Annotated in this window: 15 protein-coding genes; 9 read left to right on the top strand and 6 right to left on the bottom strand. The window is 68.9% G+C overall.

Translation table 11 applies throughout. The features are described from left to right. Positions 1 to 216: 216 nt before the first annotated feature. Both IEW34_RS11665 and IEW34_RS11660 read right to left on the bottom strand, forming a co-directional pair. Positions 217 to 837, bottom strand: a complete 621-nt coding sequence (locus tag IEW34_RS11665) for a 2-hydroxychromene-2-carboxylate isomerase (RefSeq protein WP_188609366.1) — start codon at positions 835 to 837, stop codon at positions 217 to 219. A 13-nt stretch (positions 838 to 850) separates the two neighbouring features. Further along, a complete protein-coding gene (locus IEW34_RS11660; protein ID WP_188609365.1) occupies positions 851 to 1,048 on the bottom strand; it encodes a DUF1192 domain-containing protein in 198 nt (65 codons plus the stop codon). 176 nt (positions 1,049 to 1,224) lie between these two features. On the opposite strand from IEW34_RS11660, the gene IEW34_RS11655 reads away from it, so the two are divergent. Together IEW34_RS11655 and IEW34_RS11650 are read left to right on the top strand one after the other, a co-directional pair. Beyond that, positions 1,225 to 2,241 carry an NAD(P)H-quinone oxidoreductase gene (locus IEW34_RS11655; protein ID WP_188609364.1) on the top strand — a complete coding sequence of 339 codons (1,017 nt, stop codon included), beginning with the start codon at positions 1,225 to 1,227 and terminating at the stop codon, positions 2,239 to 2,241. 213 nt (positions 2,242 to 2,454) lie between these two features. Continuing rightward, complete coding sequence (locus IEW34_RS11650; RefSeq protein ID WP_188609363.1) at positions 2,455 to 3,171, top strand: DUF1013 domain-containing protein; 717 nt, start codon at positions 2,455 to 2,457, stop codon at positions 3,169 to 3,171. A gap of 304 nt (positions 3,172 to 3,475) precedes the next feature. Here the strand turns inward: IEW34_RS11650 and IEW34_RS11645 are convergent, their stop codons facing one another. Next, positions 3,476 to 3,757 carry a cysteine rich repeat-containing protein gene (locus IEW34_RS11645; protein ID WP_188609362.1) on the bottom strand — a complete coding sequence of 94 codons (282 nt, stop codon included), beginning with the start codon at positions 3,755 to 3,757 and terminating at the stop codon, positions 3,476 to 3,478. A gap of 83 nt (positions 3,758 to 3,840) precedes the next feature. Beyond that, on the bottom strand, positions 3,841 to 4,215 hold the full coding sequence (locus IEW34_RS11640) for a DUF427 domain-containing protein (protein WP_188609361.1): 375 nt from the start codon (positions 4,213 to 4,215) through the stop codon (positions 3,841 to 3,843). A gap of 128 nt (positions 4,216 to 4,343) precedes the next feature. On the opposite strand from IEW34_RS11640, the gene IEW34_RS11635 reads away from it, so the two are divergent. Beyond that, positions 4,344 to 5,297 (top strand): aldo/keto reductase, encoded by a 954-nt coding sequence (locus IEW34_RS11635; RefSeq protein ID WP_188609360.1) that lies wholly within the window; start codon positions 4,344 to 4,346, stop codon positions 5,295 to 5,297. 129 nt (positions 5,298 to 5,426) lie between these two features. Here the strand turns inward: IEW34_RS11635 and IEW34_RS11630 are convergent, their stop codons facing one another. After that, on the bottom strand, positions 5,427 to 7,412 hold the full coding sequence (locus IEW34_RS11630; RefSeq protein ID WP_188609359.1) for a propionyl-CoA synthetase: 1,986 nt from the start codon (positions 7,410 to 7,412) through the stop codon (positions 5,427 to 5,429). Positions 7,413 to 7,835: 423 nt separating this feature from the next. Between IEW34_RS11630 and IEW34_RS11625 the strand changes: the two genes are divergently transcribed. Next, complete coding sequence (locus tag IEW34_RS11625) at positions 7,836 to 9,476, top strand: acyl-CoA synthetase (protein ID WP_188609358.1); 1,641 nt, start codon at positions 7,836 to 7,838, stop codon at positions 9,474 to 9,476. A gap of 169 nt (positions 9,477 to 9,645) precedes the next feature. Here the strand turns inward: IEW34_RS11625 and IEW34_RS11620 are convergent, their stop codons facing one another. Further along, the gene (locus tag IEW34_RS11620; RefSeq protein ID WP_188609357.1) at positions 9,646 to 9,834 is read right to left on the bottom strand and encodes a DUF465 domain-containing protein; all 189 of its coding nucleotides are present in this window, start codon (positions 9,832 to 9,834) and stop codon (positions 9,646 to 9,648) included. A 361-nt stretch (positions 9,835 to 10,195) separates the two neighbouring features. Between IEW34_RS11620 and IEW34_RS11615 the strand changes: the two genes are divergently transcribed. The 5 genes from IEW34_RS11615 (at position 10,196) to IEW34_RS11595 (ending at position 13,936) form a co-directional block, all read left to right on the top strand. Then, positions 10,196 to 10,411 (top strand): YdcH family protein, encoded by a 216-nt coding sequence (locus IEW34_RS11615; RefSeq protein ID WP_188609356.1) that lies wholly within the window; start codon positions 10,196 to 10,198, stop codon positions 10,409 to 10,411. Between the two features lie 255 nt (positions 10,412 to 10,666). Continuing rightward, on the top strand, positions 10,667 to 11,161 hold the full coding sequence (gene purE / locus IEW34_RS11610) for a 5-(carboxyamino)imidazole ribonucleotide mutase (protein WP_188609355.1): 495 nt from the start codon (positions 10,667 to 10,669) through the stop codon (positions 11,159 to 11,161). Beyond that, positions 11,161 to 12,234 (top strand): 5-(carboxyamino)imidazole ribonucleotide synthase, encoded by a 1,074-nt coding sequence (locus IEW34_RS11605; protein ID WP_188609354.1) that lies wholly within the window; start codon positions 11,161 to 11,163, stop codon positions 12,232 to 12,234. Before purE ends, IEW34_RS11605 begins: the two co-directional genes overlap by 1 nt. A gap of 139 nt (positions 12,235 to 12,373) precedes the next feature. Further along, positions 12,374 to 12,613, top strand: coding sequence for a 30S ribosomal protein S21 (gene rpsU, locus IEW34_RS11600; protein WP_188609353.1), 240 nt, complete (start codon positions 12,374 to 12,376; stop codon positions 12,611 to 12,613). Between the two features lie 507 nt (positions 12,614 to 13,120). Next, positions 13,121 to 13,936, top strand: coding sequence for a tetratricopeptide repeat protein (locus IEW34_RS11595; protein ID WP_244641938.1), 816 nt, complete (start codon positions 13,121 to 13,123; stop codon positions 13,934 to 13,936). Positions 13,937 to 14,144 lie beyond the last annotated feature (208 nt).

The following is a 14,144-nucleotide window of genomic DNA, read 5'->3' as shown; positions in this document are numbered from 1 at the left end:
GGGCAGGCCGGCGCATAGGGCCGCCGGTGGGAGCATGGCCGGCTAGGTGCCTGAACTTCGAAAGTCCCGCAACACAAAAAGGGCGCGGTCTGGGCCGCACCCTCGTCGCGCCAGCCTGTGGCTGCCGTAGTCGGATGGCGGTTATATAATTGGGGGAGCACGGCGCGGCAAGCATGGGATGGCTGCCTCGCCCTTGATCCCCGGCCGGCCTGGTGTTCAGCGCGCGAGGCCCGGTAGCGGCCCGTCCATGGCCCAGGCGAGCGCCGCCTCCAGGCGGTCGTTGCCCCAGAACACCTCGCCGTCGGCAGTCACGAAGGTCGGCGCGCCGAAGAGCCCGAGGCGCTTGGCGCGCTCGCCCTGCTGCCGCAGCGCGGTCTTGACGAGCTCGCTGGCCGCCGCCGCGAGCACGGCGCCCGCGTCATGACCGAGCCCGGCCAGGACCTCGGCAAGGACGGCCGTATCCGAGATCGAGCGGCCGCGCTCGAACTCCTCGCGAAAGAGCGCCTCGGAGAAGGCGGGCCGCCCGGCGGGACCGACCGCCAGCCCGACGCGAGCGGCGAGCAGTGAATTCTGCGGAAAGGGGGCGGGGCGCACCAGCGGCAGGCCGAGCGCCGCCGCCTGCCGCTCGATATCGCGCCAGGCGTGAGCGCCCTTGGCCGGATAGATGTTGAAGGGCGAGGTATCCCAGCCCTGGCTCGCGAAGATCGGCCCGAGCAGAAACGGCTCCCAGGCCACCGCCACGCCGCGGGCGGCGGCGAGCGCCGCGATGCGCCGGGCGGCAAGCCACGAATAGTTGCTGGCGAAGTCGTACCAGAAGGCGATCGACGGCTGGCTCACGCGCCTTCCCGCCTCAGAGTTTGAAGACGGAATCGGCCGCGTTGCGCGACGCCTCCTTGCGGGTGCGCGCCGCCTTGAGCCGCTCGATCTCGGCCGTGAGCGCCGCGACGCGCTCGTCAAGCTCGGCCAGGGACAACGTCGCCAGATCCTGGCCGATCTCGTGCACCGGCGGCTTGGGACGGGGCCTGTCGTCCACGAACGGCTCGTTCATCGCGCTACCCTCCCATTCTGCCGCCAGGGCCTGCCTGCGACCCCCGCAGAGTAGCCCTCGCGCCGTGGATTTGAAGCACGATGTTGAGCCCGCCGCGGTCCATCGTGCCGGCGACCGATTGTCGGTCGCCGCGCCGCATGTCATGTGCAGATACAGCGATTGAGGAGATCCTGGCGATGGCGGCCGATCACACCACCCTTCCCAGCACCATGACGGCAATCGGCATCAAGACGCCGGGCGGGCCCGACGTGTTGCAGCCGGAGACCCGGCCGGTGCCGCGCCCGGGCGCCGGCGAGATCCTCGTCCACATCGCCGCCGCCGGGGTCAATCGCCCTGACGTCATCCAGCGTCTGGGCGCCTATCCGGCTCCGCCGGGGGCCAGCGACATCCCGGGGCTGGAGCTCGCCGGCGACGTGATCGCCATCGGCCCCGGCGCAAGCCGCTTCAAGGTCGGCGACCAGGTCTGCGCCCTCGTCGCCGGGGGCGGCTACGCCCAGTACGCGACGGTGCACGAAAGCAACGCGCTGCCGGTCCCCGCCGGACTTGGCCTCACCGAGGCTGCGGCCCTGCCGGAGACCTTCTTCACGGTGTGGACCAATGTGTTCGAGCGCGGCGGCCTCAAGGCCGGGGAGACGCTTCTCATCCACGGCGGCACATCCGGCATCGGCACCACGGCGATCATGCTGGCCAAGGCGCTCGGGGCCAAGGTCATCGCCACCGCCGGCTCCGACGACAAATGTGCGGCCTGCCGCGACCTCGGCGCCGACATCGCCGTGAACTATCGCACGGAAGACTTCGTCGCGGCGGCCAAGGCGGCGACCAACGGCCAGGGCGCAGAGGTGATCCTCGATATGGTCGGCGGCGACTACATCCAGCGCAACTACGACGCCGCCGCGGTCGACGGGCGCATCGTGCAGATCGCCTTCCTGAACGGGGCCAAGGCCACGGTGGATTTCACCCGGCTGATGCTGAAGCGGCTGACGCACACGGGCTCGACGCTGCGCGCCCGGCCGGTGGAGGCGAAAGCGGCCATCGCGCGGGCGCTCGAGGCCGACGTGTGGCCCCTGCTCGCGGCGGGCCGAATCAAGCCGGTGATCCACGCCACATTCCCGCTGGCGGAGGCGAACAGGGCTCATGCGCTGATGGAATCGAGCGCCCACGTGGGCAAGATCGTTCTGACCGTAGCGGCGTGAAGAGCAAGGCTCTGCGGCGGCGTGGGGCCGCCGCTCCCAGGCGGACGCGGCCGCGTTGCCTCGCGCAGCGGAACGTCCTATAGCTTCACATGTTCCCCTCCAAGTCGTGGTGACGCGCTCTGGCCGATCAGCCGGCCCGGAGCAGCCGAGGGGGCTTGCCAATTTTCCTCCGCGCGAGAGCGCGTCGAGGACCTTCATCGGAGGAACTTCGTCATGTCCGCCGGCCCGCTGATGCCCAAGGCCACCGCCGTCTGGCTGGTGGAGAACACCTCGTTGTCGTTCGAGCAGATCGGCGATTTCTGCAAACTGCACCACCTGGAGGTCAAAGGCATTGCCGACGGCGAAGTCGCCGCCGGCATCAAGGGCCTCGATCCTGTGGGCACCGGCCAGCTCACGCGCGAGGAGATCGAGCGCGGACAGCGCAACCCCGAGTACCGCCTCAAGCTGGCCGATCCGAAGGTCCGCCTGCCCGAGGTCAAGCGCTCCAAGGGTCCGCGCTACACGCCGGTGTCGCGCCGCCAGGACCGCCCCAACGCCATCCTCTGGCTGCTGCGCAACCATCCGGAGCTCAAGGACGCGCAGATCATGCGCCTGGTCGGCACGACCAAGAACACGATTCAGCAGATTCGCGAGCGCGGCCACTGGAACATGCAGAACCTGAGCCCGCTCGATCCGGTCACGCTCGGCCTCGCCTCGCAGATCGACCTCGACATGGAGGTGGCCAAGGCGGCCAAGGACCGCCCGCCGGCGGAAGAAGGGGGCCAGACCCTGCTGCCGGCGGAAGTCACGACAGCCCATGCCGAGGAGGAGCCCGCCCCCTTCGCCGACCGCGAACCGCCGCCCCGGCACGGCCAGGAGAAGATCGACGTCGATTCGGTCTTCGCCAAGCTCAAGGGCTTGAAGCGCACCGACGAAGACGACGACGAATAGGGCTCAGGCACCGAGGCCACGGCCGGCCCGGAGAGCGGCGAAGGTTAGCCGAGTGCGCGAGCCGGCCGTCCCGGCCCAGGCGCGCCATTCCGCAGCGGGCCGCGCCGCCGGGTGCAGCCCGGTTCCGCCTGCGCGGCCGTGACCCGATCAGATAGGGGCATCTGGTCCGGTGGACATGCTTCAAGTCGTTGAACGGGAAGTGCTCCCCTCCGATCGGGTGGTTCCCACCCGATCGGACCGCGTTACGAAGACCGGTCGCACGGCCCCCATGAGCGCGAGACGCCCCGGGCCCGAGGCCGCGTGGTCACTGCTTCTTCATCTTCGACTGCCGCTCCGCCCGCGCCTCACTCATGGCGCTCTTGCATCCATCGGAGACCTTGTCGCGCTTCTCGGTGAGGCACTGCACGAGTCGCCCGCCGCCCGGCTTGGCGTCGGAGCAGAGCGTGCGGATGTCACCCGTGCACGCCTGGCGCAGCTTGGCCTGCGTTTCGGCGCTGAGTTTCGGCTGGCTCTGCGCTGCCGCCGGCAGGGCCCCCGCGAGCAGCACCACGGCGACCCCCGCCACGGCAGCAAATTTCGTCAGCATCAGTTGTCCTCTCCTGTTTGTCGTGCTGCATCATGTGACCGGACTGGTGCATTTTGGTGTCGACGTCGGCGACTCACCGATTGTCACATCGCCTGTGGGGCGCCCACTTCGATGCGGTCGACCCGCTCCGTGTAGAAGGCCAGGTGCCCCTTGATCTCCGCCATGGCAGGGAACGGCTCCTCGTAGGACCAGATTGCGTTCTCCGAGCGCCCCTCGCCGGTGCGGATGCTGAAGTAGCTGGCGTCGCCCTTGTAGGGGCAATGGGTGCGGTGCTCCGTGCGCTCCAGCAGCGCCATCGCGGCGTCCTCGCGCGGAATGTAGAGCACGGACGGATAGGTTGCCTCCTTGAGCTCGAGAGCGCGCGTGCTGTCGGCGATCGTCTCGCCGTTCAGGATCACCCGCACGCGCTGGCCTGCGGGCTTGATGGTGATGGGGTGATCGGGACCGGGCAGTTTCATGGGTCACGGCTCCACAGTCTGGCTGGCTCGACGGGCGCATGGCAGCTCCGGCAACGCCGGCGTGGCGTCCGGCCGGCCCGTATCGCATGATGCAGATGGGAATGAGCCGCTCGAAAGGGGAGAGCACCATGGCCAAGCGCGAGCTCGGACGTTCGGGAATTTCAGTGCCGCCGCTGTGCTTCGGCGGCAACGTCTTCGGCTGGACCGCGGACGCCAAGGCGTCCTTTGCGCTGCTTGATGCCCTGGTCGCCGAGGGGCTCAACTTCATCGATACTGCCGACGTCTATTCGGTCTGGGTTCCCGGCCACACGGGAGGCGAGTCCGAGACGGTGATCGGCGACTGGCTCGCCGCCCGGGGCGGCCGTGACAAGGTGATCATCGCCACCAAGGTGGGCGCCCCGATGGCGGAAGACCGCAAGGGCTTGAAGCGTGCCTACATTCTGAAAGCGGTCGAGGACTCGCTCACGCGGCTCAAGACCGACTACATCGACCTCTACCAGTCGCATTTCGACGATGCCGACACCTCGGTCGAGGAGCCGCTCGAGGCCTTTGCGGAGCTGATCAAGGCCGGCAAGGTGCGTGCCATCGGCGCCTCCAACTTCTCGCCGGAGCGGCTGAAGAGCGCGCTCGACGCCAGCACCCGGCTCGGCCTGCCGCGCTACGAGACCATGCAGCCCGAATACAACCTCTACAGCCGCAGCACCTACGAGGGGCCGCTCGAGGAGCTGTGCCGGGCCGAGGGGCTCGGCGTCATCCCGTATTTCTCACTGGCGGCCGGCTTCCTCACCGGCAAGTACCGATCGGAGGCCGACCTCGGCAAGAGCCCGCGCGGCGCCCGCGCCATCCCAAAATACCTGAACGAACGCGGCTTTCGCATCCTCGCCGCGCTCGACGAGGTGGCTGCGGAGGTCAAGGCCAATCCGACACAGGTGGCGCTCGCCTGGCTGATGGCGCGCCCGACCGTGACCGCGCCGATCGCCAGCGCCACCAGCGTCGCGCAGCTCGGCGACCTGATCAAGGCGACACGCCTCGTGTTGCCGTCGCCCGCGGTGGAGCGGCTCAGCGCGGCGAGCGCCCCGTAGGCCGAGGGTGCCGCTGCACTGCCGAGGCTGACCTCGAGCGACGTATTCGCGGCTGGCCGGCCGGCGCACGCCGGCCGGACGCCCGGCACGCCAGCGGCCGGTCCGGGCCCGACGCGGCTGACGGGCCTGCTACGCGCCGTCCCGTCCGCCCAGGGCGGCCGCCACCTCGTCGAGGGCGCCGGCGTCCTCGATGGTGGCGGGCATCGTCCAGCTGTCGTGGTCGGCGATCTTCTTCATGGTGCCGCGCAGAATCTTGCCGGAGCGGGTCTTGGGCAGGCGGCCCACCGTCACGGCCGCCTTGAACGCGGCCACCGGGCCGATCTTCTCGCGCACCAGGGCGATGATCTCGCGCTCGATGTCGGCCGGGCTCCGCTCGACGCCGCGCTTGAGCACGATGAAGCCGCACGGCACCTCGCCCTTGATCTCGTCGCGCACGCCGATCACCGCGCACTCGGCCACGTCCTGGTGAGCGGCGATGACCTCCTCGATGCCGCCCGTCGACAGGCGGTGACCGGCCACGTTGATGATGTCGTCGGTGCGGCCCATGACGAAGACGTAGCCGTCCTCGTCGATGAACCCCGCATCGCCACTGCGGTAGTAGCCGGGAAAATCGGCCAGGTAGCTCTCGCGAAAGCGCTCGTCGGCCTGCCACAGGGTCGGCAGGCAGCCGGGGGGCAACGGCAGCTTGATCGCGATCGAGCCCATGGTGCCCGTCGGCACCGGCTTGCCGGCCTCGTCGAGGGCGTCGAGCCGGTAGCCGGGCATGGGCACGCCGGTCGAGCCGTACTTGACCGGCAACTGGCCCAAGCCGACCGGGTTGCCGCAGATGCACCAGCCCGTCTCGGTCTGCCACCAATGGTCGATGACGGGCACCCCGAGCAGCTTTTCCGCCCATTGGATGGTGGCGGGGTCGGCCCGCTCACCCGCCAGGAACAGCGTGCGGAAGCCCTTCAGGTCGTAGCGCTTCAGCAACTCGCCGTCGGGGTCTTCCTTCTTGATGGCGCGGAGCGCCGTCGGCGCCGTGAACAGCGCCTTGACGCTGTGCTCGGCGATCACGCGCCAGAAGGCTCCGGCGTCGGGTGTGCCCACGGGCTTGCCTTCGTAGAGCAGGCTGGTGGCCCCGAAGATCAAGGGGGCGTAGACGATATAGCTGTGACCCACGACCCAGCCGACGTCGGAGGCGGTCCAGAACACCTCGCCGGGCTCGATGCCGTAGAGCGCCTTCATCGACCAGAGCAGCGCCGCCATGTAGCCGCCGTTGTCGCGGACAACGCCCTTCGGCCTCCCCGTCGTGCCCGACGTGTAGAGGATGTAGAGGGGGTCGGTGGCGGCCACCGGCACGCAGTCGGCGCCCTTCTCGGCGGCCCGGGCCTTGTCGGTCATCGCCGCCCAGTCGAAGTCCCGCCCCTTGACCAGCTTGGCCTCGGCCTGCGGGCGCTGCAGGATCAGGCAGGCCGACGGCTTGACGCTGGTGAGCGTGAGGGCTTCGTCGAGCAGCGGCTTGTAGGGGACGACGCGCTGAGGCTCGACCCCGCAGGAGGCGGCGAGCACCACCTTGGGCTCCGCGTCCTCCAGCCGCGTGGCGAGCTCGTTGGCGGCGAAGCCGCCGAAGACGACCGAGTGGATCGCCCCCAGCCGCGCGCAGGCCAGCATGGCGAACACGGCTTCGGGTACCATCGGCATGTAGATGACGACGCGGTCGCCCTTGCTCACTCCCATCTCGCGCAACACGCTCGCCAGGATGCGCACTTCGGCCAGCAGCCCCGCGTAGGAGATCACCCGCTTCGAGCCGGTGACCGGGCTGTCGTAGATGATCGCCGGCTGCGCCCCGCGCCCGCGCTCGACGTGGCGGTCGACGGCATTGTAGCAAGTGTTGCAGACGGCGCCGGAGAACCACCGGCCGTAGGGGCCCGCCGACGGGTCGAACACTGTCGCGGCGGACCTCATCCAGTCGATGCCGCCGGCGACCTCGCCCCAGAACGCCAGGGGCTCCCGCTCCGCCCGTGCATAGTCCTCGTGGTAGCGGCTCCCGGCCGAGACCTCACCAGACGCGCCGGCGGCGGACCCGACGGCAGGTTTCGTCGGACGTTGGGCAGATTTGGAATCGGCGACCACGTCGTTTCCCTTCTCGCTATTGCACGAGGGCCGGTCGGCGAATCGCTGCTGCGCCGGCGGATGTCACGGTTCGGCGCGCGGAGCCATGGCCATGGGAATACGACGGGGCCCCGCGGGCGGCTGCGGGCCCGGGCGGATCTCCAGCGCGGCCGCCGGACCGTTGTAGCGCGCGCGGCGCGGTGAATGCAAAGACCGCGACGCGGCACCGCGCCGGCCCCCATGGGGCCGCGGGCGGCCCGCGCCGGCGACGCTCTTCCCCGGGCGCCGGCGGGCGCTTCCGATCGGAAGCGCTACCGACCGGGTGCAATTCTCCAAGAGCAAAAGAAGCGCTCCAGTTTCAAAAGTTTATGAGCATTTCGGCGCCTTTGGATGATCCCATCCGAAGGCAAGATGCTCTAAAATGCCAGCAGCAGGGGAAACGCCATGACGACCGCCTTCGACCGTGACCTCGATCGCAATCCAGCCAACCACCAGCCGCTGACGCCGCTGAGCTTTCTGGAGCGCGCATCGAGCGTGTTCCCCGACCGCACGGCGATCGTGCACGGCCCGCTGCGCCGCAGCTACCGCGAGCTGTACGAGCGCGCGCGCCGGCTCGCCTCAGCTTTGCAAGGTGCCGGCGTCGGCCGCGGCGACACGGTCTCGGTGATGCTGCCCAATACGCCCACCATGGTGGAGTGCCACTACGGCGTACCGATGGCCGGCGCCGTGCTCAACACGCTGAACACCCGCCTCGATGCGGCGATCCTGGCATTCACCTTCGACCATGCCGAGACGCGTGTGCTGATCACCGATCGGGAGTTCTCACCGGTCATCCGCGAGGCGCTGGCGCTGGCGCGCGTGCGGCCGCGGGTTATCGACGTCGACGATCCGCAATACGCAGGGCCCGGCGAGCGGCTGGGGGCCGACGACTACGAAGCATTCATCGCCGCTGGCGATTCGCAGTTCGCCTGGGCGATGCCGGGCGACGAGTGGGACGCCATCAGCTTGAACTACACCTCCGGCACCACCGGCGATCCGAAGGGGGTGGTGTACCATCACCGCGGCGCTGCCCTGCTCGCCACCGGTAACGTGCTCAGCTGCGACATGCGCCGCCATCCGGTCTATCTGTGGACGCTGCCAATGTTCCATTGCAACGGCTGGTGCTTCCCGTGGACCGTGTCGCTGCTCGCTGGCACCCACGTCTGCCTGCGCCAGGTCCGGGCCAAGGCCATCTACGATGCCATCGCCGACCACGGCGTCACGCATCTGTGCGGCGCCCCGATCGTCATGGCGACGCTGCTCGACGCGCCGCAGGCGGAGCGACGCGGCTTTCCGCAGCGCGTGTCATTCACCACCGCTGCGGCGCCCCCACCCGAAGCGGTGCTCGCCGCCATGGCCGCGGCCGGCTTCGACGTGACCCACGTCTACGGCCTCACCGAGACCTACGGGCCGGCGGTGGTCAACGAATGGCACGAGGCCTGGAACAGCCTTCCACCGGCGGAGCAGGCGGCCCGCAAGGCGCGCCAGGGCGTCCGCTACGCGGCACTCGACGCGCTCGACGTGGTCGATCCCGACACCATGGTTTCCGTGCCCGCCGACGGGACGACGCTTGGTGAAGTGGTCATGCGCGGCAACGTGGTGATGAAGGGCTACCTGAAGAACCCGTCGGCCACCGCCAAGGCATTCGCCGGGGGCTGGTTCCATACCGGCGATCTTGGCGTGAAGCATCCGGACGGCTACGTCCAGCTCAAGGACCGCTCGAAGGACATCATCATTTCCGGCGGCGAGAACATCTCGTCCATCGAGGTGGAGGATGCGCTCTACAAGCACCCGGCCGTGGCCAACGTCGCCGTCGTGGCCAGGCCCGACGCGAAATGGGGCGAGACGCCGTGGGCGTTCGTCGAGCTCAAGACAGGTCACAAGGCGACGGCGGAGGAGTTGATGGACTGGTGCCGCCAGCACCTGGCCCGCTACAAGTGCCCGCGCGGCATCGTCTTTGCCGACATCCCGAAGACGTCGACGGGGAAGATCCAGAAATTCAAGCTGCGGGAAACGGCCAAGGCTATGCCCACGGATGGCGGCTGATGCCGCAAGGGCGGGCGGCCGGACCGGCGCGGAGGGCACGCTATGCAAGGCGGGGCGGACGTCGATGGACGCTCGCCACGCCCGGCCACAGCTAATCCGGCCGGCTCGGCGCGGACCGGAGCGAATGCACAGCCACGCCTCTGCGGCCGGCTGCGCTCGTTCGCCAATTCTAGTGGATCGAAGCGCTCGCCGAGGTCTGGCGCAGGCGGGCAATCTGATCCTTGAGCAGCAGTTTCTTGCGCTTCAGCTCGGCCAACTTGAGATCGGGGGTTGCCGGCTGGCTGGTCGCGGCTTGGAGTTCAAGCTCGATCGCGCGATGTCGCCGTTCAAGTTCCGCGAGATGGGACTGCACACTCATAGAGGGGCCTCCTTTCGTCGGTTACGGACATGACAAATGTGACACAACGATTCGGCGCCGCAAGGGCTGTTTGAGCGCCACGCCCCCTATTCGAGGATGGAGCCGTCCGACGCGGCGACCCGGCGGGACGGAACGCGAAGCCCCTTTGCCGCATCGGCCGCGGACGCTGCCGGCGCGTCGTTCCGCCGCCGGCAACCCGGCGGTGCTTGCCGTGGATCAGGCGGCGCAGCATACTCGGCGCGCCACGAAGGCTATTGTCTGCAAGGGGCAAGCGCGCGGAAGCCGCGGCCGTCGACAGACATGCGGCCGGGTGGCGCGTTGCTGCGGTCGGCTGCGTCAGGGACGGTTTGCGGAATCCCAGATGATTCATTCCAGTGAGCCAGATATGTCGGAGCTGGCTGCCGAGCTGAGCCGTCTGAAGCAGGAGCACCGCGACCTCGACTCGGCAATCGAGGCGCTGGCATCGGCCGGCACCGGCGACCTGCTGCAGCTGCAGCGCCTGAAGAAGCGCAAGCTCGGCCTCAAGGACAGGATCATCCACCTGGAAGACCGGCTCACACCCGATATCATCGCCTGAGACCTTCCGTTGCCGGCTCCAGATTCAAAGGATGATGAGCATTTTGGCGCCATTGGAGGGGTCCATCCAAGGGCGCAGAAATGCTCGAGCGCCGAAGCGTCCGGGCATGCCGTCCGCGTCGGAATGGATCGCGCGACGATCGCAGGGCTCCGCCCGGTCGCACGCCACACGGAACCGCCGTAAATTCTTGCAGGCCAACGCTTGCGCTCGGGCCGGCGGACCTATACGAGCGCCTTTTTCCTGCGCGAGGCTTTGATGGGCACACCCAGGCCGGTGGCCATTATCATGGGCAGCCAGTCCGACTGGGCGACGATGCGGCATGCGGCGGCGACGCTCGACGAGTTCGGCATCGGACACGAGGCCCTGATCGTCTCGGCCCATCGCACGCCGGAGCGGCTGTTTGCCTTCGCCAAGGGCGCCAAGGCGGCCGGCTTCAAGGTGATCATCGCCGGTGCCGGTGGGGCCGCGCACCTGCCGGGCATGACCGCCGCCCTGACCTCGCTTCCGGTGTTCGGCGTCCCGGTCGAATCCAAGGCGCTTTCGGGCGAGGACAGCCTGCTGTCCATCGTGCAGATGCCGGCCGGCATTCCCGTCGGCACGCTGGCGATCGGCCGCGCGGGAGCGGTCAATGCCGCGCTGCTCGCCGCGGCCGTACTGGCGCTATCCGATCCGCCCCTGGCGGCGCAGCTCGAGGCGTGGCGCGCGCGCCAGAGCGAGGGCGTGGCGGAGCGCCCGGTCGACGGCCCCTGATGCTCGCCCCCGGCGCCTCCATCGGCATCCTGGGCGGCGGCCAGCTCGGTCGCATGCTCTCGATCGCCGCAGCCCGCTATGGACTCAAAACCCACGTCTTCTGCCCCGACGACGGCAGTCCCGCCTTCGACGTGGCGCACGCCCACACGGTGGCCGCCTATGAGGACGAGGTCGCGCTCGCCGCGTTCGCCGAGAGCGTCGACGTCATCACCTACGAGTTCGAGAACGTGCCGGCGGCAACGGCGGCCTTCCTGGCCGGTCGGCGCCCGCTGCGCCCTGGCCTTACGGCGTTGTCCACCGCCCAGGACCGGCTCGTGGAAAAAAGCTTCGTCGCTCAGCTCGGCATCGGCACCGCCCCGTTCGCGGCGGTCGACAGCGTCGCGGACCTCGAGGCCGCGCTCACGCGCCTCGGGCGACCGGCGGTCCTGAAGACGCGGCGCATGGGCTACGACGGCAAGGGCCAGGCGAAGATCGGCGTGGACGACGACGCGGCGGCGGCGTTCGCCGCCATCGGCTGCGCGCCGGCGATTCTCGAGGGCTTCGTGAGCTTTGCCCAGGAGATCTCGGTGATCGCGGCGTTCGGCGACGGGGGCACCTTTGCCGCCTTCGATGTCTGCGAGAACACCCACCGCGACCACATCCTCGATGTCACGCGGGCGCCCGCCACGATCGCGCCGGCCACCCGCGACGCGGCCATGGCAGCCGTGCGAGCAATCGGCGATGCGCTCGGCTATGTCGGCGTGCTGACCGTCGAGCTGTTCGTGCTCGCCGACGGTGCCACGCTGCTCGTCAACGAACTGGCGCCGCGGGTCCACAATTCCGGGCACTGGACCATCGAGGGAGCGGTGACCTCCCAGTTCGCACAGCATGTCCGGGCCATCGCCGGTTGGCCCCTGGGCGACGCCGCGAGCCTGGGGCAGGCGACGATGACCAATCTGGTCGGCGACGACATCGACGGCTGGCTCGAACTGTTGCGCGAGCCGGGGGTTCATCTGCACCTCTACGGCAAGGGCAAGGCGCGGCCCGGCCGCAAGATGGGCCATGTCACGCGGGTCACGCCGCGGCCGGCATAGGCCCGGCCCGGCGCCGCATGTCGGCTCGCTTTTTCACTATGGACAAAGCCTCTGTTTTCTGATACGCGCAACCAACGGTGCGATCTGTCGTTCGCGCCGATGACGGCCTATTCTCAACTTCAAGGCAGGACGATCGGGCGTGCAGGTACTTGTCCGTGACAATAACGTGGACCAAGCTCTTCGGGCGCTGAAGAAGAAGCTCCAGCGCGAGGGCGTCTTCCGCGAGATGAAGCTGCGCGATCACTACGAGAAGCCCTCGGAGAAGCGCGCCCGCGAGAAGGCGGAAGCGGTTCGTCGGGCTCGCAAGCTGGCGCGCAAGAAGATGCAGCGCGAGGGCCTGTTGCCGATGAAGCCCCGGCCGGTGGCGGCCGGACGCTGAGGCGTCCGCGCGTCTCACGGCAGATGGGCAGATGGTTTGAGCGGCACTTTCCGGCGACGGAAGGTGCCGTCTTGCGTTCGGCGCCTCCCACCGCGGCGCCGCGGCAACACTCGCCGCAAAATGCAACGGCAAAGGCCGGCGGCGGCGAAATTGCCACCATGCCGCCGTTGTCGCCGCTTTGTTAAGGAAACGACGGCATTAGACGGACATGGAAGCCACGTGCGCCGCGGGCCCACATGGCGAGCTATGCGCGGGGGTCGATGGCCGGTGCGGCTACGGTAGGGGTCGAGCGCATTTTGAACGCAAAGGCGCGTCAGTTGCGCGGCACCGGCAAGGTCTCGAGCGATAGCTGAGGCCGCCGGCGCACCCTCGGTCTCGCACATGGTCAGTTCCTCCCCCGAGCACCGCACGGGCGGGTGTCGTCATTGGACCACGGTGCGCCCGAGCGGGCCGGGCTGAGGGAAACTTGAAGAGGTGGCCGTGCAGGTGTGTTATCGGGGATCGGGCTTGGCGCTATCGGCGCTCGCCCTCGCGCTCGCAGTGGCCGGCTGCGACACGGTCGGCTCCGCCAGGCCGACGGCAAGCGTGGCCGAGGTCGTCAAGGGCGATCCCAAGCTCGCCGAGACCAACATCGCGTCGCTGAGCGAGGTCGTCCGCAACCATCCCAATGACGCGACGGCCTATAATACGCGCGGCGCCGCCTACGCGCGCATCGGCAATTACAGAAACGCCATCGACGATTTCGGCCAGGCGATCCGTTTGGACCCCAACGATGCCCCCGCCTACACCAACCGAGCGCTGGCGCTGCGGCAGACCGGCAACGATAGCGCCGCGCTCGCCGACTTCTCCCGTGCCATCAGCGCCGACGCCAATTATGCCCCCGCCTATATCGGCCGCGGCAACCTGCTCAGGGCGCAGGGGAATGCCGAGGGCGCCCGGACCGACCTGAACCGCGCCATCCAGCTCAATCCGGAATCGGCCGAGGCCCACCATGCGCGCGGCCTGGTCGCCCAGCGCCAGGGCCAGAGCCGCCAGGCCGTCGCCGACTTCGACGCGGCCATCGACCGCAACCCCTTTGTCGCCGCGCCCTACGCCGCACGAGGACAGAGCGAACTGGCCCTCGGCCAGTATCAGAAGGCGGTCGAAGACTTTAACGCCGCGCTCAACGTCGACAACAAGCAGAGCGAGTCGTGGGCGGGCCGCGGCGTAGCTTACGAAAAGCTCGGCGACCGTCAGGCCGCGCTCGAATCCTTCCGCAACGCGCTGTCTTTGGACCCGCGCAACCAGATCGCACGCGAAGGCGCGTCCCGCGTCGGCGGCTGACTCGGCGCGACCTCGGCGAGAAAATTCACGGGTCGCGACGGTTGCCTGGAGCGGATCGCGCCGCTCGAGAGCGATTGCGATCGGATGGAGGCCACTCGGTCAGAAGAAGCGCTACAGCTTCAAGTGAAGCATGTCCTGTTCGGATGGTTGCATCTGAGGAATGCTCCAAGGCTTGCGGCAATGGGATGAGACCACTCAATTGCACCGG

It is taken from the genome of Chelatococcus reniformis (assembly GCF_014640075.1).
Taxonomy (GTDB): Bacteria; Pseudomonadota; Alphaproteobacteria; order Rhizobiales; family Beijerinckiaceae; genus Camelimonas; species Camelimonas reniformis.
Note: the sequence above shows the minus strand (reverse complement) of the source record. Positions and strands in the feature narration are given on the sequence as shown.

Coding starts and splice junctions, on each gene's coding strand:
- IEW34_RS11655 (WP_188609364.1), top strand. CDS start 1,225: ATGGCGGCCGATCACACCACCCTTCCCAGCACCATGACGGCAATCGGC.
- IEW34_RS11615 (WP_188609356.1), top strand. CDS start 10,196: ATGATTCATTCCAGTGAGCCAGATATGTCGGAGCTGGCTGCCGAGCTG.
- IEW34_RS11635 (WP_188609360.1), top strand. CDS start 4,344: ATGGCCAAGCGCGAGCTCGGACGTTCGGGAATTTCAGTGCCGCCGCTG.
- IEW34_RS11620 (WP_188609357.1), bottom strand. CDS start 9,834: ATGAGTGTGCAGTCCCATCTCGCGGAACTTGAACGGCGACATCGCGCG.
- IEW34_RS11605 (WP_188609354.1), top strand. CDS start 11,161: ATGCTCGCCCCCGGCGCCTCCATCGGCATCCTGGGCGGCGGCCAGCTC.
- IEW34_RS11625 (WP_188609358.1), top strand. CDS start 7,836: ATGACGACCGCCTTCGACCGTGACCTCGATCGCAATCCAGCCAACCAC.
- purE (WP_188609355.1), top strand. CDS start 10,667: ATGGGCACACCCAGGCCGGTGGCCATTATCATGGGCAGCCAGTCCGAC.
- IEW34_RS11640 (WP_188609361.1), bottom strand. CDS start 4,215: ATGAAACTGCCCGGTCCCGATCACCCCATCACCATCAAGCCCGCAGGC.
- IEW34_RS11645 (WP_188609362.1), bottom strand. CDS start 3,757: ATGCTGACGAAATTTGCTGCCGTGGCGGGGGTCGCCGTGGTGCTGCTC.
- IEW34_RS11650 (WP_188609363.1), top strand. CDS start 2,455: ATGTCCGCCGGCCCGCTGATGCCCAAGGCCACCGCCGTCTGGCTGGTG.
- IEW34_RS11660 (WP_188609365.1), bottom strand. CDS start 1,048: ATGAACGAGCCGTTCGTGGACGACAGGCCCCGTCCCAAGCCGCCGGTG.